Below are 21,369 nucleotides of genomic sequence, written 5' to 3' on the forward strand. Positions count from 1 at the left end.
AAAGCAGGTGGGCACACGTACGCCGCCCGGCCGAACGACCGGGCGGCGTACGCAAGTTACAACTCAACGGCCCATCCGGGCCGAGGTGACCGAAGCCGTGGGTCAGCTGTGGCCCTCGAACAGGCTCGTGACCGAACCGTCCTCGAAGACCTCGCGGATCGCCCGGCCCACCATCGGGGCGATCGACAGGATGGTCAGCTTGTCGAACTGACGCTCCTCCTCGATCGGCAGCGAGTTGGTCACGATGACCTCGCTGATCCGCGAGTTCTTGAGCCGGTCCACGGCGGGGCCGGACAGCACGGCGTGGGTGGCGGCCACGATCACGTCGGCGGCGCCGTTGTCGTACAGCGCGTCGGCGGCGGCGCAGATCGTGCCACCGGTGTCGATCATGTCGTCGACCAGGACACAGGTCCGGCCGGTGACGTCACCGACCACCTCGTGCACGGTGACCTCGTTGGCGATGTTGGGGTCGCGGCGCTTGTGGATGATCGCCAGCGGCGCACCCAGGCGGTCCGTCCACTGGTCGGCCACCCGGACCCGACCGGCGTCCGGGGAGACCACGGTCAGCCGCTCGCGGTCCACCCGCTTGCCGACGTGGTCGGCCAGCAGCGGCAGCGCGAACAGGTGGTCCACCGGGCCGTCGAAGAAGCCCTGGATCTGCGAGGTGTGCAGGTCCACGGCCATCAGCCGGTCGGCACCCGCGGTCTTGAACAGGTCCGCCATCAGCCGGGCCGAGATCGGCTCGCGACCGCGGTGCTTCTTGTCCTGCCGGGCATAGCCGTAGAACGGCACGATGACCGTGATGCGCTTGGCGGAGGCCCGCTTGAGCGCGTCGATCATGATGAGCTGTTCCATGATCCACGTGTTGATCGGAGCCGTGTGGCTCTGGATCACGAACGCGTCGGCACCCCGTACGGAATCCTCGAACCGTACGTAGATCTCCCCGTTGGCGAACTCGAAGGCCTTGGTGGGAACGAGATCCGCACCGAGCTCCGAGGCCACCTCCTTCGCAAGTTCGGGGTGGGCCCTGCCCGTGAAGAGCATGAGCTTGCGCTCAGGCGTCACCTTGATCCCGCTCACAGCACCGTCTCCTTGCCATTCGCCTCGGTCGAACCGTCGTTCGGCCCGGCCGTTGTGTGCACGTCACCCGAGTCGCCCTGCGTGACCGCGAGCGCGCGTTCGGCGGCCTGCGCCGAGGCCGTTCCCGCGCGTTTGCGTGCGACCCACCCGTCGATGTTGCGTTGGCGCCCCCGCGCCACCGCCATCGCACCGGGCGGGACATCTTCTGTGATCGCCGATCCGGCGGCGGTGTAAGCGCCGTCGCCGATCTCGATCGGGGCGATCAGCATGGTGTCGCTGCCCACCCGCACGTGGTCCCCGACCACCGTGCGGTGCTTGTTCACGCCGTCGTAGTTCACGAAGATCGTGGCCGCACCGATATTGGCGCCCACCCCGATGGTCGCATCCCCGACGTAGGTCAGATGCGGCACCTTGGAACCCTCGCCCACCACGGCGTTCTTCATCTCCACGAAGCCGCCGGCCTTGGCCCCGCGCGCGAGCCGGGTACCCGGTCGCAGGTAGGTGTACGGACCCACGGTGGCCTCGGGGCCGATCTCGGCGCCCTCGCTCGTGGTGTTGTACACGTGGGCCCGCTCGCCGACGACGGTGTCGCGCAGTGTGCTGTTGGGGCCCACCACGGCCTCGGCGGCGACGCTGGTCGCACCGTGGAGCTGGGTGTTGGGGTGGAGCACGGCGTCCGGTTCGAACGTGACGTCCACGTCGATCCAGGTGGTCGCCGGGTCGATCACGGTGACCCCGGCGCGCATCGCGGCCTCGATCAGGCGGTTGTTGAACACCCGCCGGGCCTCGGCGAGCTGCACCCGGTCGTTGACACCCAGGATCTCCCGGTGGTCCACGGCCGCGGCGGCGCCCACCCGGTGTCCGGCCTCGCGCAGCACGTGCAGCGTGTCGGTGAGGTATTCCTCGCCCTGGCTGTTGTGCGGGGTGATCTGGCCGAGCGCCTCGCGCAACAGCTTGCCGTCGAACGCGTACACGCCGGAGTTGATCTCGGCGATCGCGCGCTGGGCGGCGGAGGCGTCCTTGTGCTCGACGATCGCGGTCACCGCGCCGCGTCCGTCGGGGGTGTTCTCCCGGACGATCCGGCCGTAGCCGGTCGGGTCGGGCACGACCGCGGAGAGCACGGTGACGGCGTTGCCCTCGCGCTCGTGGGTGGCGACCAGCGCGGCCAGGCTCTCCGTGGTCAGCAGCGGGGTGTCCCCGCACGTGACCAGGACCACGCCGTCCGGCTCCCGGCTGCCCGCGGCGAGCCCGTCCAGGGCGACCCGCACGGCGTGACCGGTACCGTTCTGCTCTTCCTGGACGACCACCCGGGCGGCCGGGTCGAGCGCGGACAGGTAGCTCGCCACCTGGTCGCGGCCATGGCCGACGACGACGATCAGGTCCTCGGGATCCAGCCGTCTGGCGGCCTCGACCACATGCCCGACCATGGCCCGACCGGCCAGGGCGTGCAACACCTTCGGGGTGGTCTTGGAACGCATGCGGGTGCCCTCACCCGCAGCAAGTACGACGACGGCAGCCGGGCGGATGGGGCTCACAGAGCAAGGCTCCTCGGCATCGCTGGCGGGGGATGCCCGACGACTCCGGAGGCCGACTCCGGAGAAACGAAATGACGGCACGACGAAGCCGAGCCGAACAAACCGGGCCCTACGAGGATAGCGCCGTCGGGAGAAGGCTCCACGCGCCAGTGCCGGCGATGCCGCCGAAAGGCTCCGCTACCAGGATTTGAACCTGGACCATGGGGACCAAAACCCCGTGTGCTGCCGAGTTACACCATAGCGGAATGAATCGGGCATTCCGCTTGGCAGGCGGGTGCGTCCCGTTTTCACGGCACCCACTATGCCGGCCCCTCGGCTCTTCGTGCGCGAATAACCCCCCGTCGGCCCGACGGAACATCGCCACGAGCGCGCGCCGCGGACCCGCGCGAGCCCGGTCCGACGCCGCGCGCATGCCGTCGAGCGGGCGCGGAAAGCCTCTCCGACGTGGGATTCACCGGAAGAATCGGAGAGGGTACAGACACCTCACTTTCCGCTCATGACCTGCCATACTGACGGAACTTACGGCTCCGTAGGTTACGTCGCCGTAGCGTTGTCCGCCCCCGACCTGAGGGACTCCTCATGACCCCTTCCCCCGGCGCCGGCGTGCTCGAAGCCGAACGGAAGTCCGCCACCGACACCGCACCGCGCGGCACCCTCGGCGGCGAGCGCAAGCACTTCGCCGAGCAGATCGCCCTGGCGCTCTTCATCGGCATCCCGTTCCTCGCGCTGGTGGCAGCGGTGCCGGCGGCATGGGGTTGGGGGCTGTCCTGGCACGACGTGGTGATCGCGGTCGTGATGTACGCCATCACCGGCCACGGAATCACGATCGGGTTCCATCGTTACTTCACCCACGGGTCGTTCAAGGCCAAACGCTGGGTCCGGATCATGCTCGCGATCGCGGGCAACATGGCGGTGCAGGGGCCGCTGGTGCGGTGGGTCGCCGACCACCGCAAGCACCACAGGTTCTCCGACAAGGACGGCGACCCGCACTCGCCGTGGCGCTACGGCACCAGCGTCGGCGCGCTGGCCAAGGGTCTGTGGTGGGCGCACATGGGATGGCTGTTCGACGTCGAGCAGACCTCGCAGGAGAAGTACGCGCCGGACCTGCTCAAGGACCGCGACATGGTGCGCGTCTCCCGGCAGTTTCCGCTGTGGGTCGCAATCTCGCTGGCCGTTCCCGCGCTGGTCGGCGGCCTGTGGGCATGGTCGTGGCAGGGCGCGCTGACCGCGTTCTTCTGGGCCGGCCTGGTCCGGGTGGGACTGCTGCACCACGTGACCTGGTCGATCAACTCGATCTGCCACGCGGTCGGTGACCAGCCGTTCAAGTCCCGGGACCGTTCGGGCAACGTGTGGTGGCTGGCGATCCCCTCGATGGGCGAGTCCTGGCACAACCTGCACCACGCGGATCAGACCAGCGCACGACACGGCGTACTGCGCGGCCAGCTCGACAGCAGCGCCCGGACGATCCGCTGGATGGAGAAGCTCGGCTGGGTCCGGGACGTACGTTGGCCGGACCGGGAACGGGTCGCGGCTCGCCGCGCGGCATGATGGGCCAGTGACCGAGAGCAGCAGGCGGAGTGCACCGCGCGGCGGCGGTCGTGTGCGCATGACCGGGAAAGAGCGTCGCGAGCAGTTGATCGACATCGGTCGAACACTGTTCGCGGAGCGTGGCTACGACGCGACGAGTGTCGAGGAGATCGCGCACAAGGCGGGTGTCTCGAAGCCGGTGGTCTACGAACACTTCGGCGGCAAGGAAGGTCTGTACGCCGTCGTGGTGGACCGCGAGACCAGCGCATTGTTGGACGGGGTGACCGGCGCACTGACCGGCGGGCACCCCAGGGAACTGCTCGAACAGGCGGCCTTCGCCCTCCTCGACTACATCGACCACAACACCGACGGCTTCCGGATCCTGGTCCGGGACTCGCCGGTGGCCCAATCCACCGGCACCTTCGCATCGCTGATCAGCGACATCGCCTCCCAGGTCGAGGACGTACTCGGCCTGGAGTTCAAGTCGCGCGGCTACGACCCGAAGCTCGCCCCGATGTACGCCCAGATGCTGGTCGGCATGGTCGCCCTGACCGGCCAGTGGTGGCTCGACGTCCGCCGCCCGAAGAAGGCCGACGTCGCAGCCCACCTGGTCAACCTGGCCTGGAACGGCCTCTCCGGCATAGAACCCAGACCGAGGCTGGTCGGCCGCCGCAGCTCGTGAGAAGGGGTATCCGAGACACCCGACAAGGAGGGGCCGCCCCACCGAGGGCGGCCCCTTCGTCGTCTCGGTGACTGTGACGGTCGTAAGCATCACCTGATCACGGCAAGTGGCCTTCCCAGGCACGCTCCGGGCCGGGAGAACCTGTCGCAACGGATGCCGGCGCGGCGGAGCCCGAGGGAACGGCGGCCTCGGCGGGCACCTGGGTGGGCCGCTGGACGACCTCGACGACGAGTGGCGTTGCGGTGGTTCTACATCCGTGACGAAGAGGTCCGGCCGAAGCCTTCCGCCACGGACGACGGCCACCTCGGGAGGTCTCCCGGGGCGGCCGCTGCCGTGTGCGTAGTGGTGTGTGGTCAGGTGGGGCGGTTCGGCGGAAAGGGTGGCTTCGGCCAGTCGGCGATCGGGCCGAGGGTGAAGCCGGTGCGTTCCAGGTCGGAAAGCAGGGCGAACCAGGCGTGGCCGTTGGCGGGTTGCACGGTGGCGAGTTTGCCTTGGTCGACGGCCCACAGTTCGGTGAGTTCGCCGTCCGGGCGGTGCGTGGGGTCCTCCGGGCCGACGTAGCGCACGCGTCGGTACAGGATCGGCGGCGGCGGGGCGAGGATCACCAAGTCGTGGATGCGGCAGACGAATTCGAGCCCGTCACGGCCGCGTAGATAGATGCATGTGCCGATGACGTCCATCAACGTCCCGTCCCGCTCGGAGACGGCATCCCGGCAGAGCGCGTGCCGGTGACGCTCGAAGAACTCCGTGCCGACGCGAAGGTCGTCCCCGCTGTGCGAGACCACCTCCCGGCGGGGTCGGGCCGCCTCTTGGCGTCGCATGACGAGCGCGGCCTGCCGTACGAGGTAGGCGAGTCGGGCGTTTTGGAAGGCGTCGGCGGTCGTGGCGTCGGCCGGCGAAATGACGTCCACTTCGTTGGCATCTGGCATCGTGGGTACTGTCCTCTCCATTGGGGACGTAGGGGGCGAGCTGCTGTCCAAGGCGATTGCTCGCCCCCTACATCGGTTGGGCGGCGGCTTGCAAGCCAACCGCCTTGTGGTCGTGCGGAATTCGGCCCCTCCAGGTGGCGCGTTCCTCCTTCACATCCGACGACCGCCCGGGTGCGCTCCGAGGGCTCTCGCACTGGCGGGTCTCGAACCGCCGCGCGATTCGAGTCGGCGCAGAGCGGCCGAAGGCCAAACTGTCTCCACAGAGCAACAAATCTCACCATCCGTGCGATTCATGTCGCTATCTGTAGCCTGCTCCTATCCTGGCGAAAGTGCAACACACTCTTCAGATCTCGACATGCACTTATTGATTCGCGTGTTGACAGGCTCGTGGGCATCCAGACTTGGCGCGCATCGGTATGCAAAGAAGGAGGCGAACCATGGCGGCGATCCCGACCGTGCGGCGGCGCATGCTGGGCTTGGAGTTGCGCAAACTCCGATGCGCAGCAGAACTTACGGCCGAAGAAGCGTCCGACCGGATGGGCTGGCATCCGACGAAGATGAGCCGCATCGAGTACGGGCGCACCGGACTCAAGCCTCATGATCTCGCTCGGGTGCTCGACATCTACGGAGTCGTGGATGTCGCAACCAAAGAGGCTCTGACGGAACTCGCCCGGCACAGCAGACTTCGCGTGTGGTGGGCGCCGTACAGCGACGTCGTTTCGAGGCGTTACGCGGATTACCTGGCGTTCGAGGCCGAAGCGACGTCGGCTCGGAGCCATCAGGTGACGCTTGTCCCCGGCCTGCTCCAGACACCCGACTATGCCCGCACCGTCACGCGCAGCCTCTCGCCGGTCAGCACTCCGTCCCAGGTCGACGCCTTGGTGGACGTTCGCCTGGCCCGTCAGGCCGCGACGCTGTCGCGCTCGACTCCTCTGGAACTCTGGGCGATCGTCGACGAGTCGGCGTTGCGGCGCGTCATCGGAGGACCGGCCACCATGAGGCGACAACTACAGCACTTGCTCGCCGTGTCCGAGCAGCCGAACATCACCCTGCAGGTGCTGCCGTTCGCGTCCGGGGCGCATGCGGGCCTGCTCGGATCATTCGTGATTCTGGAGTTCCCGATTCCCGGCGATCTCGACGTCGTGTATGTCGAAGAGCAGACCAGTAATCTCTTTATCGAACGGGATGACGATCTGAAGACATACTCGAGCACCTTCGACCTCCTACGTGCTGCGGCAGCGGACGTCGAACCCTCGCGTGATTTGATGCACACGATCGCTAAGGACCTGAAGTAATGAGTAGCCATCCGCGCGATGCCTGGCGCAAGAGCACGCACAGTGGGGCTCAAGGAGACTGTGTCGAGGTCCGCGATGATCTCCCGGGCTTCGTCCCGGTCCGCGACTCGAAGGACCCGAGCGTCGGACACCTGACCATCACGTCGGCAGCGTGGAAGGCCTTCGCGCACGCGCTTCGCGGCTGACGCGCCCGGTGTGATGCCGCCCTCGCCGGCGAACGACGTCCGGCGGCTCCTTCGGCCGGGAGAGTACCGCCGGAGATACTGTCGCCACCGATGGTATCTCCGGCGCTACCACTGGCTACCCCGACGATGTGGGCCCGTTCCGCCGCGCGCGGGGTCACCCGCCGACGGCCTCGGAGCCTTCGGCGCCGGGGCCGTCTTCGCGTAGGCGCGAGTGTGTCAGCCCAACACCGCTCGCAGTTGGTCCAATGACCACTCCAGGTCGTCCTTGGAGATGACCAGGGGTGGGGCGATGCGGATGGTCTGGCCGTGGGTGTCCTTGACCAGGACGCCTCGGTCCATCAGGGCCTGGGAGACCTCGCGCGCGGTGCCGTGGGCCGGATCGATGTCGACGCCCGCCCACAGGCCGCGACCGCGCACGGTGACCACCGAGTGGCCCACCAGGGCGGCGAGTTCGCGGTGGAGGTGGTCGCCGAGGTCGGCGGAGCGCTGCTGGAACTCGCCGGAGCGCAGGATCTCCAGCACCTCCAGGCCCACCGCGCAGGCCAGCGGATTCCCGCCGAACGTCGAGCCGTGCTCGCCCGGTGCGAAGACGCCGAGCACCGCGCGCGAGGACACCACGGCCGAGATCGGCAGGATGCCGCCGCCGAGCGCCTTGCCCAGGATGTACATGTCCGGCACCACACCCTCGTGCTCGCACGCGAAGGTGCGACCGGTGCGCCCGAGCCCGGACTGGATCTCGTCGGCGATGAACAACACCCCGCGCTCCGCGGTGACCCGACGCACCTCGGCCAGATAGCCCGGCGGCGGGACCAGCACGCCGGCCTCGCCCTGGATCGGCTCGATCAGCACCGCCACCGTGTCGTCGGTGATCGCCGCCCGCAGCGCCGCCGCGTCGCCGTAGGGCACCACGTCGAAGCCCGGGGTGTACGGGCCGAAGTGCCGGCGCGCCTCCTCGTCCGTGGAGAAGCTCACGATGGTGGTGGTGCGGCCGTGGAAGTTGCCGGCCGCGACCACGATCCTGGCCTGCCCGTCCGGCACACCCTTGACCTCGTAGCCCCACTTGCGCGCGGTCTTGACCGCGGTCTCCACCGCCTCCGCGCCGGTGTTCATCACCAGCACCATCTCCATGCCGGCCAGCTCCGCGAGCTGCTCGCAGAACGGTGCGAACCGGTCGTTGTGGAACGCCCGGCTGGTCAGCGTGACCCGATCCAGTTGCCGCTTGGCCGCGTCGATCAGGCGCGCGTTGCCGTGCCCGAAGTTGAGCGCGGAGTACCCGGCCAGCATGTCCAGATAGCGGCGACCCTCGACATCGGTCATCCAGGCGCCGTGCGCCTGGGCCACCACGATCCGCAGCGGGTGGTAGTTGTGCGCGCTGAACTCCTCGGCCTGTTCGATCAGTCGGGTGCTCTCGACTCCCGGGCCGGCCTGACGGCCGATCCCGGACTGGTGCTCGGAGGAGGGGACGGGCGAGTGCTGCGTGCTCATGACGTCCTTTCGCAACGGTGGAGATCGCTCGGGATGTGGTGGGAGGGATCCGTGGTACGAGGGCAAATGAAGGTACGAAAACCAGGAAAACGCACAACAGCGGCAAGAAGGATGAACTCACCCGAGTGCGCACGGACGGGATACCCCGCGAAGGCGTGCGATCAACGACCGGCGCGCAGTTCCAGTACGCAACTGCGCACGCCCGCACCGTGGGCCGCGAATGCCGACATATCAAGCTCGATCGTACGAAAACCCCGGCCCGCGAGCCGGGCCGCGAGCGCCGGTGTCGTGTCACCCAATAACACGCTGCGCCCGTCGGAGACGGCGTCCAGGCCGAGCGCGAGCGCGTCCGCCTCGTCGACCTCGATCCGCTCCGGGAACACCCGGGCCAAGCGACGCTGCGCCCGAGGTGTGAACGCCCCCGGGTAGAAGGCCACGGTGTGCTCGCCCAGCACGGTCAGCGCCGACCCGAGCCGCTCGAAGCGCGGGTCGGCGAGTTCGAGCGCAAGCACCGGCAGGCCGAAGAACGCCTCCGCCTCGGCATGCGCGGCCGGCTCCGTCGACGGTCCCGCCGCGGCCAACAGTCGCGGTCCGGCCGGGATCAGATCGCTCTCGCCCTCGTGCGCGAACACCGGTTCCAGACCCGCCCGGAAGCCGTGCCGATCGAACCACTCCAGGTAGACCGGCGTCTCGGCGGAGCGATCCGCCGCACGGGGCCGCGCCCCCAACACCCGCCCGCCGACCACGGTCGCGGCCCGCGCGGCGAACACCATGCCGGGCAGCCCCGGCCGGCCCGGCACCAGGCTCACCCGATGCCCCAGCGCGATCAGCGTCCCGCGCAACCGCTCCCACTGCCCCATCGCGGCGGTGGTCCGCGCCGCGGACCCGGCCACCGCCGGATCCAAGAACACCGGCGGGCACATCACGTAGTGCCGCAGCTCGGCCGCCCGCGGCGCGACGAACCCGCGGCGCCGCTGTCGAGGCATCCGCGCTCGCTCGGCTCCGGGCGATACGCGCTCCGCCCGCAGCACGGAGCGACCCGATCGACCGCAGCACGAGGTGAGGCGCACGCGATATCCCCTTCTCGCGGACGGCGGCAGCGCACGGGTACACGGGATTTCCGCGACCCACGTCGACGTGCCGTGCCGTTGGTGTAGCCGTGCATGGCGGCAGGCCGGGGCCGGAGGCGATCGTCACCGTGGATGTGCGGTCGACGACCCTGTGTATCGGCCGTCCACAGCCTAGGTTGCGCCGGAAGGAGCGGTAAAGCCACCTGCGTTGTGCACCACCGCACGATCGTTGCGTGTTCCCCGGGGCGCTCACCCGCTTTGTTGTGCGCCCGGCGCGGACGTCGTGCGGCTCCCCTGACCGGATCCGCCTCACGCGCCTGAGAGAATGGCGTCATGGCATCGACGCGTCCCCGTGTTCTGTCCGGAATCCAGCCCACTGCGGATTCATTCCACCTGGGCAACTACCTGGGTGCGATCCGTCAGTGGGTGCCGCTCCAGGACAGCCACGATGCCTTCTACTGTGTGGTCGACCTGCACGCGATCACGGTTCCCCAGGACCCGAAGGAATTGCGCGAGCGCACCCGGATCTCCGCCGCGCAACTGCTCGCGGTCGGCCTCGACCCCGAGCGCTGCACGCTGTTCGTCCAGAGCCACGTGCCCGAGCACGCGCAGCTCGCCTGGATCATGAACTGCGTGACCGGCTTCGGCGAGGCCGCGCGGATGACCCAGTTCAAGGACAAGTCCGCGAAGCAGGGCAGCGACCGCACCACGGTCGGCCTGTTCACCTACCCGGTGCTCCAGGTCGCGGACATCCTGCTCTACCAGGCGGACGCGGTCCCGGTCGGCGAGGACCAGCGCCAGCACCTGGAGCTGACCCGCGACGTCGCGCAGCGCTTCAACTCGACCTACGGCGAGACCTACGTCATCCCCAAGCCGTTCATCGTCAAGGAGACGGCCAAGATCGTCGACCTCCAGGACCCGACGATCAAGATGAGCAAGTCGGCCTCGGCCCCCAAGGGCATCGTCAACCTGCTCGACGACCCCAAGGTCAGCGCGAAGAAGATCCGCAGCGCGGTCACCGACACCGGCACCGAGGTGCGCTTCGACGAGACCGAGAAGCCGGGCGTGTCCAACCTGCTCACCATCCACTCGGCGCTGTCCGGCACCTCGATCGCCGCGTTGGAGGAGCGATTCGCGGGCAGGGGCTACGGCGACCTGAAGAAGGAGGTGGCCGAGGTGCTCGTCGAATTCGTGGAGCCCTTCCAGGAGCGCGTACGCACCTACCTGGACGACCCGAGCGAGCTGGACAAGGTGCTCGCCCGAGGTGCGGAGAAGGCTCGCGCGGTGGCGTCCGAGACGCTGGCCAAGACCTACGACCGTGTCGGCTTCCTGCCCCCGGTGACCGGCCGGACGGGAGCCTGAGGCGCAGCACATGGCGAAGCGCACCATCGGGGTGTCGATCGCGATTCCCGAGCCCTACGGCAGCGAGCTGCAGGCTCGCCGCGCCGGGTTCGGGGATCCGCTCGCGAACGCCATCCCGACCCACGTGACCCTCCTGCCGCCCACCGAGGTGGCCGACGAGGCGATGGCCGACGTCGAGGAACATCTACGCGCGGTCGCCGCCGACGAGGCCCCGTTCGACATACACCTGCGCAGCACCGGCACCTTCCGGCCGACCTCGCCGGTGGTGTTCGTCCAGGTCGCGCGTGGCATCCCGGAGTGTGAGCGGATCGAGGCCGCGGTGCGTTCGGGGCCGTTGGAGCGCGAGTTGCACTTCCCGTACCACCCGCATGTGACCGTCGCGCACCACCTGCCGGACCATATGCTCGACCTCGCGTTCGCCGAACTCGTGGACTACGACGCGGTCTTCCCGATCTGGGGCTTCAGCCTCTACGAGCACGGCGCCGACGGGGTGTGGCGTCCGCAACGTGACTTCGCGTTCGGCCAGTCGTTGCCAGGTCCCTTGCCCGTGTGACGCCGCCGTGGCCACTCGGGACGTCACAGAGCGGAGTCGGGTGTGGGTCGGGCATCGAAGGGGCAGCCGTCATCCGTGGCGATCAAGGAACGATTGGCGCGGATCCCGATCATCGGCCCCACCTGGCGGGCGTATTCACGCTACGGCGACCGACAGGGCAATCGGCTTGCCGCAGCGGTGACCTACTACGGCTTCCTGTCGCTGTTCCCGCTGATCACCCTCGCCGCGGCGGTGGTGGCCGCGGCGCTGGACGCGTCCCAGGTCCGACGCATGCAGAACAAGATCTCCGAGCAGATCCCCGGCATCGCGGACAAGCTCGACCTGGACGCGCTGGTGCGCAACGCCGGCGCGGTCGGGGTGATCGGCGGCGCGCTGCTGCTCGTGTCCGGGACCGGATGGGTCGACGCGACCCGCTCCTCCATCCGAGCGTTGTGGGACGTGGACGAGGAACCCGGCAACGTGTTCGTGCGCAAGTTCGCCGACGTGGGCGTGTTGATCGGCCTGGGGCTGGCGCTCGCGCTGTCGGTGGGCGCGTCCACGTTCGCGACCGTCGTGATCCGGGAGATCTCCGACTCGATCGGACTCGAACACCAGCCGGTCGGCCGGATCCTGCTCCAGATCGCCGCGTTCGCGGTCGCGGTCGGCGCGAGCGTGGTGTTGTTCCTCTACCTGCTGGTCGGGATGCCCCGGCTGACCATGCACCGGTCGGTCGCGATCCAGGGCGCGCTGATCGGCGCGGTCGGCTTCGAGTTGTTGAAGCTGCTGGTGTCCTCGTACATCGCGGGGGTCGCGGGGAAGAGCGCGTACGGCGCCTTCGGGGTGCCGGTCGCACTGCTCCTGTGGATCTACTTCGTGACCCGCCTGCTGCTGTTCTGCGCGGCCTGGACGGCCAACGCCCAGGAGGCCGCGGATATCGCGGAGAACGCCGAAGCCGCGGCGGAAAAGGCGGCGGCGGAACCCGTGTTGGACCTGTCCCGCTACACCGCGAAGACCGCCCACCCGGCCCGCACCTACGGCCTGGCGATCGCCGGCACCGCCGCCCTGGGCATCCTCCTGGAGCGCTTCACCCGAAACCCCCGGTAAACCCGGCCCACTTCGGCCGACCGGCGTCCACAGCCGATGCGACCCGGCCGGCGTTCGAGGCCACCTCGACCCGGGCAACCGCTAAGGCTGCATGTCCTCGAACCGAACCCCGGTATTCCCCTCGCGCCGCCGAAGGGCGAACAACACACCGCCGCCCAACACGAGCGCCGCCGGCACCCCCAGCCCCGCCCACAGCCCCCAGTTGAAGCCCTTGTCCTTCGAGGAAGACGCCGCGTGAGCGGTTTTCGCGTCGCCCGACCCGGCCTGGGCCGACTTCGAACTCTTGTCCTTCTTATCGCCGCCCGGCACCGCGAGCGGCTCGACCAACGCACCGACCGGCTTCGCCTGGGCCAGCGCGGCGAAGCCCCAGTCGAGCAACTTCCCGGTGTCCTCGTAGGTCTTGCCCTTGCCCTCGACGTGCATCAGGCTCACCAGCAGCGTGTGGCCGCCGCGTTGCGCACCGCCGACGAAGGTGTTGCCGGCGTTGGTGGTGTAGCCGTTCTTGACGCCGATCATCCCCGGATACTGGCCGAGCATCGTATTGGTGTTCTGGATCTGGAACTTGGCCCCCGCCACACCCGGGAAGTCGGCGACCTTCGTGCTCGCGTAGGACCGGAAGTCGTTGTTCTTGAGTCCCTCACGGGCGAACAGTGCGAGGTCGTACGCGCTGGAGACCTGACCCGGCGCGTCGTAGCCGTCCGGCGAGACCACATTCGTGTCGCCCGCCTGGAGCTGCTTGGCCCGCTCGTTCATCTGCTGCACCGTCGCGGGCACGCCGCCGTTCATCGCGCACAGCACATGCACCGCGTCGTTGCCCGAGCGCAGGAACACACCCCGCCACAGGTCCTCGACCTTGTAGGTCTCGTTCTCCTTTATCCCGACCAGGCTGCTGCCCTCGCCCAGGTTCTGCAGATCGGCGGGCGCCACCAGACGGGTGGTGTTGCGGTCGATCTTCGGCAGCACCGTGTCGGCGAACAACATCTTGAGCGTGCTGGCCGGCGGCAGTTTCCAGTGCGGGTTCTTCGCCGCCAGGATCTTGCCGGTGTCCGCGTCCGCGACCACCCAGGACCAGCCCTCGACGGCGGGCAACGGCGGTGTGCCGGGCGGCAGGTCGCTCTGTACACCGGCCTGGGCCAGGCGCGGTCCGCCGATGTCGGACATCGGCGTCGGTGGTTGGGGCTCCGGCGTGGAACCTGCGGCCACTGCGGCCGGAGCAGGAACGAACGCGAAAACGAGCGCGGCAGCACAGAACACGGCCGGCTTGCGAGAAGCCCGGAACCAATCAGACATGTGATGAGCGTACTGGCGGCCCCCGGCTGCGGTTGGTCGACCGCGCCGCCGCATACTGAACCGGGACAAATTTGCTGGGGTTTCGACCGAGGAACAGGTGCTTCACGTTGAGGATCGGCCGAGGTATTTCCACCTGTCTGGTGTTGTTCGGCGTCTGGAGCTGGATCCTGTGGCCGAACTTCCTCAAGAACATCTGGGCCGACGACCGGTCCTGGAACGACGGCGCGACCACGTTCTTCCTGATCCATCTGGCCCTGACGATCGTCTCGTTCGTGGCGGGCAACGCGATCGGCTGGCTCGGTGTCAAGGGCCTGCGCGCGACGCGGACCCCGCAGTCGTGACCGACGACCCCGCCCGGTGCCCGGCGCACGCGGTGCCGGCCGGACCCGAGTTGTTCTCGCGCGAGTTCGTCGCCGACCCGTACCCGGCCTACGCACACTTGCGCGAGCACCGGCCCGTGCACTGGACGACGCTGCCCAGCGGAGTCGAGGCGTGGCTGGTCACCCGGTACGCGGACGCCAAGCAGGCACTCGCCGACCAGCGGCTGAGCAAGGACCCACGCTGGTCCGAGGCGGCGTGGAAGCAGGGCAAGGTCGGCATCCCCGGCGAACGTTCGGGCGTGGGCGCGCACCTGCTCAACCTCGACCCGCCGGACCACACCCGATTGCGCCGGCTGGTCGCGAAGGCTTTCACGCCCCGACGGATCGAGGAGTTCCGGCCCCGTATCCAGGAATTGACCGACTCCCTCCTCGACGACTTCGCACGCAACGGCGAGGCCGACCTGATCCACGACTTCGCGTTTCCGCTGCCGATCCACACGATCTGCGATCTGCTCGGGGTGCCCGAGGAGGACCAGGCGGACTTCCGGACCTGGGCCGGGATGATGGTGCGGCACGGGGGCGGCCCGCGTGGCGGCGTCGCCCGGTCGGTCAAGAAGATCCGGGGCTACCTGGCCGAGTTGATCCATCGCAAGCGGGCTGCGCCGAGCACCGACCTGATCTCCGATCTGATCCGGGCGAGCGACCATGACGACCACTTGACCGAAGCGGAAGTCGCCGCCATGTGCTTCGTGCTTCTGTTCGCGGGTTTCGAAACCACGATCAACCTCATCGGCAATGGAATGCACGCACTCTTCTCGAACCCGGAGAAGCTTCGCGAAATCCGATCGCATCCGACCTCCCTCCCGTCCGCGATCGAGGAACTGCTGCGCTACGACGGACCCGTGGAGCTGGCGACGTGGCGCTACGCCACCCGCTCGCTGACCATCGGCGATCAGGAAATCGCGGCGGGCGAGCCGGTACTCGTCGTGCTCGCGGCGGCCGACCGGGACCCGCGCCGGTTCGCCGAGCCCGATCTGCTGGATCCGGCCCGCGCGGACAACCAGCACCTCGCGTTCGGACACGGCATCCACTACTGCATCGGCGCACCGCTGGCCCGGTTGGAGGGCCAGATCGCGATCGGCACACTGCTGAGTCGGCTGCCGGACGTACGGCTCGCCCAGCCCGAGGACGAACTGCGGTGGCGCGGTGGGCTGATCATGCGGGGCCTGCAGCGGCTGCCGGTGACCTTCACCCCGGAGGCGGGCCCCGCGGACACGGGATCGCCGGCGAACTGAGCCGATCCACCGGCCGGGATCCGAGCGGCCGGGTCGGTGTCCGAAGCCGGGCACGCGGACACGGCGGCGGGCCGGTGGATCGTCATCCACCGGCCCGCCGCCGTGTGCACCCCCGCCGACTTTCTCCCCGGGTCGCCCCCCGACCCCCTCGTTTCATCGCCCCCTGCGCGCGTTCCCCGCCCCGTGCTTCCCCGCCCCGCTTTACCCCGGTGCTCGTCCCGTTCCCCCACTTTTCCCGGCCCCTCCCCCGAGTCCCCCCACAATTCCCCCCGGGCCGGCCACCCCCGCGCCCCCACGTGTCATTCCTCGGTCGCCGCCTTCCGACCGCTCCGGCGTTACTTCCCCAAGACGCCTTCGCGGATCGTGAGCGGGGCCGTTCCCCCACCTCCGAGAGGCCGGGGCTAGTCGTGTCCGGTCAGTGCGACGAGTTCGGCAAAAGTGGGTCGGCCGGTCCGGTCACTCGCGGCGCGTCGCTCCCGACGCGGGCCGCCGACCGGCCGATTGATGCATGTCATGCCTTGCTCCTGTTCCCCGAGGCGAACCCTTGCGGTTGCGCTCCCAACAGGGACTTGTCTACAGGCAGCCGTTCCCGACACACAACGGGTGCTTGACACATTTGATCACCAAGAGTGAATCATGGCCATGAAATGGTCAAAGAGGTTTGTTTCAGGCGTGATTGTCGAACGGCGCGACAAGCGAACGCAAAAGCCCGGCGAGCGCCGCCTGCTGATCGACCGTCAGACCGGCCAGGATGGCCCGCTCCTGGCCGAGCAGCTCGGCCATCGCCGCGTCGACCCGGTCGCGACCGTCCTCGGTCAGCCGGACCAGCACACCGCGCCGGTCGTCCGGGTCCGGCAGCCGCAACACCAGACCCTTGGCGGCGAGGCGGTCGATGCGATTGGTCATCGTCCCGGAGGTCACCAGGGTCTGGGTGAGCAGTTGGCCGGGCGAGAGCTGGTACGGCGCGCCGTCCCGGCGCAGCGCGGAGAGCACGTCGAACTCCCACGGTTCGAGGTGGCGCGCGGAGAACGCGGTACGCCGGGCCCGGTCCAGATGCCTCGCCAGTCGGGTGACCCGGCTCAGTACTTCGAGGGGTTCGACGTCGAGGTCCGGGCGCTCCCGCTTCCATGCCGCGACAAGCCGGTCGACCTCGTCTTTCATGGGATCATTCTAGCGAGTCGTTCGATGCCGAGCCTCTTGATATCGAGATAAGACTGAGCAATATCCGACACTTTCCTTCGGATGCGACCGACTTCGGGCGCCCGGGAAAGCCGTGGACCCGATCGAGCCGGCGCCGGCAGGGTGAAGCGCATGAACCCCAGCCACCCGGACCGTACCCGACGCGTCGCGAACGCCGCCCGTGCCCTGCATGGACTCGCCCTCGGCGACGCCTTCGGCGAACAGTGGTTCGCCTACCGAGGCGCCGAACTCACCGAGCGGCAGACCCGCCGGATCGCACCGGAAGCCGGGTTCTGGCACTGGACCGACGACACCGCGATGGCGCTGTCCGTACTGCGCATCCTGCACCTGTGCGACGACGTGGACCAGGACGCGCTGGCCACCCACTTCGCCGCGTCCTACACGGCCGACCCGCATCGCGGCTACGGCCCGTCGATGCATGGCGTGCTGCGCGCGATCCACGAGGGCGAGTCGTGGCGCGAGGTGACGCACCGCCAATTCGGGGGCCAGGGTTCGTGGGGCAACGGCGCCGCGATGCGGGTCGCGCCGCTGGGCGCCTGGCACGCGGACCGGGACCTCACCCACGTCGTGACCGAGGCCGAGCGCTCCGCCGCGACCACGCACGCCCACCCGGAGGCGATCGCGGGCGCGGTCGCGGTGGCCGTCGCGGCGGCCCTGGCGACCCGGGGGCGGGACGAACCGGCCCCGGATCCGGTCGAGTTCCTGACCGAGGTGGCCGGGCACACCCCGGAAAGCGACGTGGCCGCCGGCCTGCGCACCGCCTCCCGGCTGCCCCCCGGCAGCTCGGTCCGGCACGCGGTGAGCGTGCTGGGCAACGGGTCGCGGATCAGCGCCCCCGACACGGTCCCGTTCGCCCTGTGGACCGCGGCCCACCACCCGGACAGCCTCCACGACGCGCTGTGGGAAACCGCCCGCGGTCTGGGCGACGTCGACACCACCTGCGCGATCACGGCCGGCGTGGTGGCCGCCCGCACCGACCCGACCGACATCCCCGCCTCCTGGCTCGCCGCCCGCGAACCCCTTCCGAACTGGGTCCACACGGGCGGCCTCGCACCGGGCCGACCGACGTAACGGCGGGTCCGCCGACCCCGTCGGCGGACCGGGTCCGGGCGTCGGGTGCCGACCCGTCCGGGCGCGGGTGGCGATGCCGACCCGGTCGAGGGTGTCGATCGCGGCGAGGGGTCGGATGATCCGGTCGAATCAGGCAGCACGAGCAAACCCGCCCGTAACCCCGCGCCCGCGGGCCACGATGGGGGCGTGCGACTGGACGGCCTGGACAAACAAATCGTGGCTCACCTCGTCCTCGACGCCCGGGCGAGCTTCGCCGGGATCGGGGCCGAGATCGGCTTGTCCGCCCCCGCGGTCAAGCGCCGGGTGGACCGGCTGCGGGCGGCGGGGGTGATCCGGGGCTTCCACGCGCGGGTGGATCCGCACGCACTGGGCTGGACCACCGAGGCACTCGTGCGGATCACCTGCGCGCCGCGCACCTCTCCCGGCCGGCTGCTCGCCTGCCTGCGCGGGCATCCCGAGGTGATCGGCGCGGACAGCGTGGCCGGCGACACGGACGCGGTGCTGCGGATATCCGCGACCGACGTACGGCACCTGGAGGAAGTGTTGGACCGGCTCCGGGACGAACCCCTGGTGCTCGGCACCCGCACCACCATCGTGCCGAGCAGGCTCCTGGAACACGCCGGGGGCGGGCCGTTCGGCCCGCCCCCGGTCGGCACCGACCGATCGGCACCGGGCGCCGATCGACGGCGCCCGGCTCGGGATCAGATCAGGCCCAGCTCGCGCACCGCGTCACGCTCCTCGGCCAGCTCCCGCACCGACGCGTCGATCCGGCCGCGGGAGAACTCGTTGACGTCCAGGCCCTGGACGATCTCCCACGTGCCGTCCTTGCAGACGACCGGGAAGGACGAGATGAGGCCCTCGGGCACACCGTAGGAGCCGTCCGAGACGACACCCATCGAGGTCCAGTCGCCGTCGGCGGTGCCGTTGACCCAGGTGTGCACGTGGTCGATCGCCGCGTTGGCCGCGGACGCCGCCGAGGACGCGCCGCGCGCCTCGATGATCGCCGCGCCGCGCTTGGCGACGGTCGGGATGAAGGTGTCCGCGAGCCAGGTCTGGTCGTCGACCACCTCGGCGGCGTTCTTGCCGGCGATCTGCGCGTGGAAGATGTCCGGGTACTGGGTGGCCGAGTGGTTGCCCCAGATGGTCAGCTTGGCGATCTCGGTGACCGCGACGCCGGTCTTCTTCGCGAGCTGGGTCAGCGCGCGGTTGTGGTCCAGGCGGGTCATCGCGGTGAAGCGCTCGGCCGGTACGTCCGGCGCGTGCTGCTGCGCGATCAGCGCGTTGGTGTTGGCCGGGTTGCCGACCACGAGCACCTTGATGTCGTCCGCGGCGCCGGCGTTGATCGCCTCGCCCTGCGGCTTGAAGATGCCACCGTTGGCGGCCAGCAGGTCGCCTCGCTCCATGCCCTTGGTACGCGGACGGGCGCCGACCAGCAGGGCCACGTTCGCACCCGCGAAGCCGTCGGTCGGGTTGTCGAAGATGTCGATCCCGTCGAGCAGCGGGAACGCGCAGTCGTCGAGCTCCATCGCGGTGCCCTCGGCGGCCTTGACCGCCTGCGGAATCTCCAGAAGGCGCAGGCGCACGGGGGTGTCGGGGCCGAGCAGGTGACCGGAGGCGATGCGGAACAGCAGCGCGTAGCCGATCTGACCGGCCGCGCCCGTGACGGTGACGTTGACGGGGGTACGGGACATTGCGCGCGGGTCTCCTCTGCTGCGGCGGGATCCGACGCCGATGGCAGTGTGCCGGTAGCTCGGCATCGAGATACTTTTCGCCGCCACATTACTCCCGCCCCCGGGGCCGCTCGGCCAACCACCGGTGTGAGGTTCGCCCCGAACCGGTTTCCGTCCGCCGGGTTTTCGTTTCGGCGGAACCGACCGGTAGGTTCGTCACTTGTCGAAGTCGATTGACCCCGGAGGGTGACTACATGTTCGCGTCGGTCCCGACCGAGTCGACCCACCGGCCCACCCTCGACCCGCTGGGCGCGTCGGTGTCGGCCGATGCCGCCGCGCCCCAGGCGATCGACGTGATCGCCCTCGGCTGGGTGGACAACGCCGGCATCACCCGGGTCAAGACGATCCCGTACGGGCGCCTGGACGCGGCCGCCACGCACGGCGTGGGCTTCTCCCCCGTGTTCGACGTGTTCCTGGCCGACGACTCGATCACCGCGGGCACGCTGGTCGGCGGGCCGACCGGCGATCTGCGGCTGATCCCCGACCTGGCGGCGCTGCGTCCGCTGGCCGCGCAACCGGGCTGGGCCTGGGCGCCCGGCGACCGCTACACCCAGGACGGCGTGGCGTACGCGGGCTGCCAGCGCACCTTCGCCCGGCGGATGACCGCCCGCGCCGGGCTGCGCGGGTTGTCGCTGCGGATGGGCTTCGAGGTGGAGTGGATCACCGGCACCGAGGACCCGGCCGGCCGCTTCCTGCCCGCCTTCCACAAGGCCGCGTACGGGATGACCCGGGTGGTCCGGGTGTCCGGCCAACTGCGCGAGCTGGTCCGCGCGCTGGCCGCCCAGCACGTGAGTGTGTTGCAGGTGCACCCCGAATACGCGGCGGGCCAGTTGGAGGTGTCCGTGGCGCCGGAGGATCCGGTCGGCGCGGCGGACACCACGATCCTGGTGCGCGAGACGATCCGCGCGGTCGCCGCCCGGCACGGGCACACCGTCAGCTTCGCGCCGTGCGTGCTGCCCGGCGAGGTGGGCAACGGTGCCCACCTGCACTTCTCGCCGTGGCGGGACGGGACGAACCTGTGCCACGGCGGCGAGGGGCCCCAGGGACTGACCCACGAGGGCGAGGCGTTCCTGGCGGGCGTCCTGCGCGAGTTGCCCGCGCTGCTGGCCGTCGGCGCGCCGGGCGCGGCCAGTCACCTGCGGCTGGAGCCGGACCGGTGGGCGGGCGTGTACCACTGTTGGGGTCTGGAGAACCGGGAGGCGGCGTTGCGGCTGGTCACCGGGATGACCGGCGAGCGGCAACACACGGCGAACGCGGAGCTCAAGTGCTTCGACGCGACCGCCAATCCGTACCTGGTGGTCGGCACGGTGATCGCGGCCGGGCTGGCCGGCCTCGAGGACGGCCTGCGGCTGCCGGCGGAGGTGCCGGGCGATCCGTCGGCCGTGGCCGGCGTGCCCCGGCTGCCGGATTCGCCGGCCGCCGCGCTGGCCGCCCTGGAGGCGAGCGAGGTGCTGCGCGAGGCCCTCGGCGAGACGCTGTTCGACGCGATCACCGCGGTCCGCCGGGCCGAGATCGCCCGCGCCGCCGAGATGACCCCGGCCGAGATCGCCGCCGAGGCGCGCCGGTTGTACTGAGGCCGCTGGTACGGATGTGACGCGGGGGGGGGGGGGGGGGCCGCCCCCCCGCCCGCGCCCCGCCCCACCGGGGGGGGTGGGGGGCCCCCGCCGATCGTAGAGC

19 protein-coding genes, 1 tRNA gene and 1 pseudogene are annotated in these 21,369 nt (G+C 69.8%); 12 read left to right on the forward strand and 9 right to left on the reverse strand.

Translation table 11 applies throughout. The features are described from left to right. Positions 1 to 102: 102 nt before the first annotated feature. From ACFXMF_RS11405 to ACFXMF_RS11415, 3 genes are all read right to left on the reverse strand, one after another. Positions 103 to 1,080 (reverse strand): ribose-phosphate diphosphokinase, encoded by a 978-nt coding sequence (locus ACFXMF_RS11405; RefSeq protein WP_360307935.1) that lies wholly within the window; start codon positions 1,078 to 1,080, stop codon positions 103 to 105. Then, positions 1,077 to 2,615 (reverse strand): bifunctional UDP-N-acetylglucosamine diphosphorylase/glucosamine-1-phosphate N-acetyltransferase GlmU, encoded by a 1,539-nt coding sequence (glmU, locus tag ACFXMF_RS11410; RefSeq protein WP_379989738.1) that lies wholly within the window; start codon positions 2,613 to 2,615, stop codon positions 1,077 to 1,079. The genes ACFXMF_RS11405 and glmU overlap by 4 nt, the downstream gene beginning before the upstream one ends. Before the next feature lie 172 nt (positions 2,616 to 2,787). Then, a tRNA-Gln gene (locus ACFXMF_RS11415) sits at positions 2,788 to 2,860 on the reverse strand. 334 nt (positions 2,861 to 3,194) lie between these two features. Here ACFXMF_RS11415 and ACFXMF_RS11420 point away from each other — a divergent pair. Together ACFXMF_RS11420 and ACFXMF_RS11425 are read left to right on the forward strand one after the other, a co-directional pair. Then, positions 3,195 to 4,163: an acyl-CoA desaturase gene (locus ACFXMF_RS11420; RefSeq protein ID WP_379989739.1), complete on the forward strand. Its 969-nt coding sequence runs from the start codon at positions 3,195 to 3,197 to the stop codon at positions 4,161 to 4,163. Positions 4,164 to 4,221: 58 nt separating this feature from the next. Continuing rightward, positions 4,222 to 4,824, forward strand: a complete 603-nt coding sequence (locus ACFXMF_RS11425; protein WP_379989740.1) for a TetR family transcriptional regulator — start codon at positions 4,222 to 4,224, stop codon at positions 4,822 to 4,824. 353 nt (positions 4,825 to 5,177) lie between these two features. Here ACFXMF_RS11425 and ACFXMF_RS11430 read toward each other — a convergent pair whose 3' ends face one another. Then, positions 5,178 to 5,753 carry a hypothetical protein gene (locus tag ACFXMF_RS11430; protein ID WP_360307923.1) on the reverse strand — a complete coding sequence of 192 codons (576 nt, stop codon included), beginning with the start codon at positions 5,751 to 5,753 and terminating at the stop codon, positions 5,178 to 5,180. A 437-nt stretch (positions 5,754 to 6,190) separates the two neighbouring features. On the opposite strand from ACFXMF_RS11430, the gene ACFXMF_RS11435 reads away from it, so the two are divergent. Next, positions 6,191 to 7,048, forward strand: a complete 858-nt coding sequence (locus ACFXMF_RS11435) for a helix-turn-helix domain-containing protein (RefSeq protein WP_379989741.1) — start codon at positions 6,191 to 6,193, stop codon at positions 7,046 to 7,048. Continuing rightward, complete coding sequence (locus ACFXMF_RS11440) at positions 7,048 to 7,233, forward strand: DUF397 domain-containing protein (protein WP_360307917.1); 186 nt, start codon at positions 7,048 to 7,050, stop codon at positions 7,231 to 7,233. The genes ACFXMF_RS11435 and ACFXMF_RS11440 overlap by 1 nt, the downstream gene beginning before the upstream one ends. A 216-nt stretch (positions 7,234 to 7,449) precedes the next feature. Here ACFXMF_RS11440 and rocD read toward each other — a convergent pair whose 3' ends face one another. Both rocD and ACFXMF_RS11450 read right to left on the reverse strand, forming a co-directional pair. Continuing rightward, the gene (gene rocD / locus ACFXMF_RS11445; RefSeq protein ID WP_379989742.1) at positions 7,450 to 8,718 is read right to left on the reverse strand and encodes an ornithine--oxo-acid transaminase; all 1,269 of its coding nucleotides are present in this window, start codon (positions 8,716 to 8,718) and stop codon (positions 7,450 to 7,452) included. Positions 8,719 to 8,879: 161 nt separating this feature from the next. Further along, positions 8,880 to 9,704, reverse strand: coding sequence for an amidinotransferase (locus tag ACFXMF_RS11450; protein ID WP_360307911.1), 825 nt, complete (start codon positions 9,702 to 9,704; stop codon positions 8,880 to 8,882). 417 nt (positions 9,705 to 10,121) lie between these two features. Between ACFXMF_RS11450 and trpS the strand changes: the two genes are divergently transcribed. The 3 genes from trpS (at position 10,122) to ACFXMF_RS11465 (ending at position 12,786) form a co-directional block, all read left to right on the forward strand. Next, on the forward strand, positions 10,122 to 11,150 hold the full coding sequence (trpS, locus tag ACFXMF_RS11455; RefSeq protein WP_360307908.1) for a tryptophan--tRNA ligase: 1,029 nt from the start codon (positions 10,122 to 10,124) through the stop codon (positions 11,148 to 11,150). A 10-nt stretch (positions 11,151 to 11,160) separates the two neighbouring features. After that, positions 11,161 to 11,703: a 2'-5' RNA ligase family protein gene (locus ACFXMF_RS11460; RefSeq protein ID WP_360307905.1), complete on the forward strand. Its 543-nt coding sequence runs from the start codon at positions 11,161 to 11,163 to the stop codon at positions 11,701 to 11,703. A 75-nt stretch (positions 11,704 to 11,778) separates the two neighbouring features. Further along, positions 11,779 to 12,786: a YihY/virulence factor BrkB family protein gene (locus tag ACFXMF_RS11465; protein ID WP_360307902.1), complete on the forward strand. Its 1,008-nt coding sequence runs from the start codon at positions 11,779 to 11,781 to the stop codon at positions 12,784 to 12,786. A gap of 81 nt (positions 12,787 to 12,867) precedes the next feature. On the opposite strand, the gene ACFXMF_RS11470 is transcribed toward ACFXMF_RS11465, so the two are convergent. Next, the gene (locus ACFXMF_RS11470; protein WP_380020617.1) at positions 12,868 to 14,076 is read right to left on the reverse strand and encodes a D-alanyl-D-alanine carboxypeptidase family protein; all 1,209 of its coding nucleotides are present in this window, start codon (positions 14,074 to 14,076) and stop codon (positions 12,868 to 12,870) included. Between the two features lie 107 nt (positions 14,077 to 14,183). Here ACFXMF_RS11470 and ACFXMF_RS11475 point away from each other — a divergent pair, with 107 nt between their 5' ends. Together ACFXMF_RS11475 and ACFXMF_RS11480 are read left to right on the forward strand one after the other, a co-directional pair. After that, positions 14,184 to 14,417, forward strand: coding sequence for an SCO4848 family membrane protein (locus tag ACFXMF_RS11475; RefSeq protein ID WP_360307896.1), 234 nt, complete (start codon positions 14,184 to 14,186; stop codon positions 14,415 to 14,417). Further along, positions 14,414 to 15,691, forward strand: coding sequence for a cytochrome P450 (locus tag ACFXMF_RS11480; RefSeq protein WP_360307893.1), 1,278 nt, complete (start codon positions 14,414 to 14,416; stop codon positions 15,689 to 15,691). The genes ACFXMF_RS11475 and ACFXMF_RS11480 overlap by 4 nt, the downstream gene beginning before the upstream one ends. Before the next feature lie 666 nt (positions 15,692 to 16,357). On the opposite strand, the gene ACFXMF_RS11485 is transcribed toward ACFXMF_RS11480, so the two are convergent. Continuing rightward, complete coding sequence (locus ACFXMF_RS11485) at positions 16,358 to 16,852, reverse strand: MarR family transcriptional regulator (protein ID WP_360307890.1); 495 nt, start codon at positions 16,850 to 16,852, stop codon at positions 16,358 to 16,360. A gap of 150 nt (positions 16,853 to 17,002) precedes the next feature. Here ACFXMF_RS11485 and ACFXMF_RS11490 point away from each other — a divergent pair, with 150 nt between their 5' ends. Together ACFXMF_RS11490 and ACFXMF_RS11495 are read left to right on the forward strand one after the other, a co-directional pair. Continuing rightward, positions 17,003 to 17,962: an ADP-ribosylglycohydrolase family protein gene (locus ACFXMF_RS11490; protein ID WP_379992806.1), complete on the forward strand. Its 960-nt coding sequence runs from the start codon at positions 17,003 to 17,005 to the stop codon at positions 17,960 to 17,962. Positions 17,963 to 18,178: 216 nt separating this feature from the next. Next, a pseudogene (locus ACFXMF_RS11495) lies at positions 18,179 to 18,499 on the forward strand (Lrp/AsnC family transcriptional regulator); the annotation flags it as partial. A gap of 164 nt (positions 18,500 to 18,663) precedes the next feature. Here ACFXMF_RS11495 and ACFXMF_RS11500 read toward each other — a convergent pair. Continuing rightward, the gene (locus ACFXMF_RS11500; protein WP_360307881.1) at positions 18,664 to 19,653 is read right to left on the reverse strand and encodes a malate dehydrogenase; all 990 of its coding nucleotides are present in this window, start codon (positions 19,651 to 19,653) and stop codon (positions 18,664 to 18,666) included. A gap of 233 nt (positions 19,654 to 19,886) precedes the next feature. Here ACFXMF_RS11500 and ACFXMF_RS11505 point away from each other — a divergent pair, with 233 nt between their 5' ends. Further along, positions 19,887 to 21,266 carry a glutamine synthetase gene (locus ACFXMF_RS11505; RefSeq protein WP_379992808.1) on the forward strand — a complete coding sequence of 460 codons (1,380 nt, stop codon included), beginning with the start codon at positions 19,887 to 19,889 and terminating at the stop codon, positions 21,264 to 21,266. Positions 21,267 to 21,369: the final 103 nt, after the last annotated feature.

This window comes from Embleya sp. NPDC059213 (genome assembly GCF_042754445.1).
GTDB lineage: Bacteria > Actinomycetota > Actinomycetes > Streptomycetales > Streptomycetaceae > Embleya.

What these genes read in the sequence shown, in the direction of transcription:
- ACFXMF_RS11420 (WP_379989739.1), top strand. Translation starts at nt 3,195, where the DNA reads ATGACCCCTTCCCCCGGCGCCGGCGTGCTCGAAGCCGAACGGAAGTCC.
- ACFXMF_RS11425 (WP_379989740.1), top strand. Translation starts at nt 4,222, where the DNA reads ATGACCGGGAAAGAGCGTCGCGAGCAGTTGATCGACATCGGTCGAACA.
- ACFXMF_RS11430 (WP_360307923.1), bottom strand. Translation starts at nt 5,753, where the DNA reads ATGCCAGATGCCAACGAAGTGGACGTCATTTCGCCGGCCGACGCCACG.
- ACFXMF_RS11435 (WP_379989741.1), top strand. Translation starts at nt 6,191, where the DNA reads ATGGCGGCGATCCCGACCGTGCGGCGGCGCATGCTGGGCTTGGAGTTG.
- ACFXMF_RS11440 (WP_360307917.1), top strand. Translation starts at nt 7,048, where the DNA reads ATGAGTAGCCATCCGCGCGATGCCTGGCGCAAGAGCACGCACAGTGGG.
- rocD (WP_379989742.1), bottom strand. Translation starts at nt 8,718, where the DNA reads ATGAGCACGCAGCACTCGCCCGTCCCCTCCTCCGAGCACCAGTCCGGG.
- ACFXMF_RS11450 (WP_360307911.1), bottom strand. Translation starts at nt 9,704, where the DNA reads ATGCCTCGACAGCGGCGCCGCGGGTTCGTCGCGCCGCGGGCGGCCGAG.
- trpS (WP_360307908.1), top strand. Translation starts at nt 10,122, where the DNA reads ATGGCATCGACGCGTCCCCGTGTTCTGTCCGGAATCCAGCCCACTGCG.
- ACFXMF_RS11460 (WP_360307905.1), top strand. Translation starts at nt 11,161, where the DNA reads ATGGCGAAGCGCACCATCGGGGTGTCGATCGCGATTCCCGAGCCCTAC.
- ACFXMF_RS11470 (WP_380020617.1), bottom strand. Translation starts at nt 14,076, where the DNA reads ATGTCTGATTGGTTCCGGGCTTCTCGCAAGCCGGCCGTGTTCTGTGCT.
- ACFXMF_RS11485 (WP_360307890.1), bottom strand. Translation starts at nt 16,852, where the DNA reads ATGAAAGACGAGGTCGACCGGCTTGTCGCGGCATGGAAGCGGGAGCGC.
- ACFXMF_RS11490 (WP_379992806.1), top strand. Translation starts at nt 17,003, where the DNA reads ATGAACCCCAGCCACCCGGACCGTACCCGACGCGTCGCGAACGCCGCC.
- ACFXMF_RS11500 (WP_360307881.1), bottom strand. Translation starts at nt 19,653, where the DNA reads ATGTCCCGTACCCCCGTCAACGTCACCGTCACGGGCGCGGCCGGTCAG.
- ACFXMF_RS11505 (WP_379992808.1), top strand. Translation starts at nt 19,887, where the DNA reads ATGTTCGCGTCGGTCCCGACCGAGTCGACCCACCGGCCCACCCTCGAC.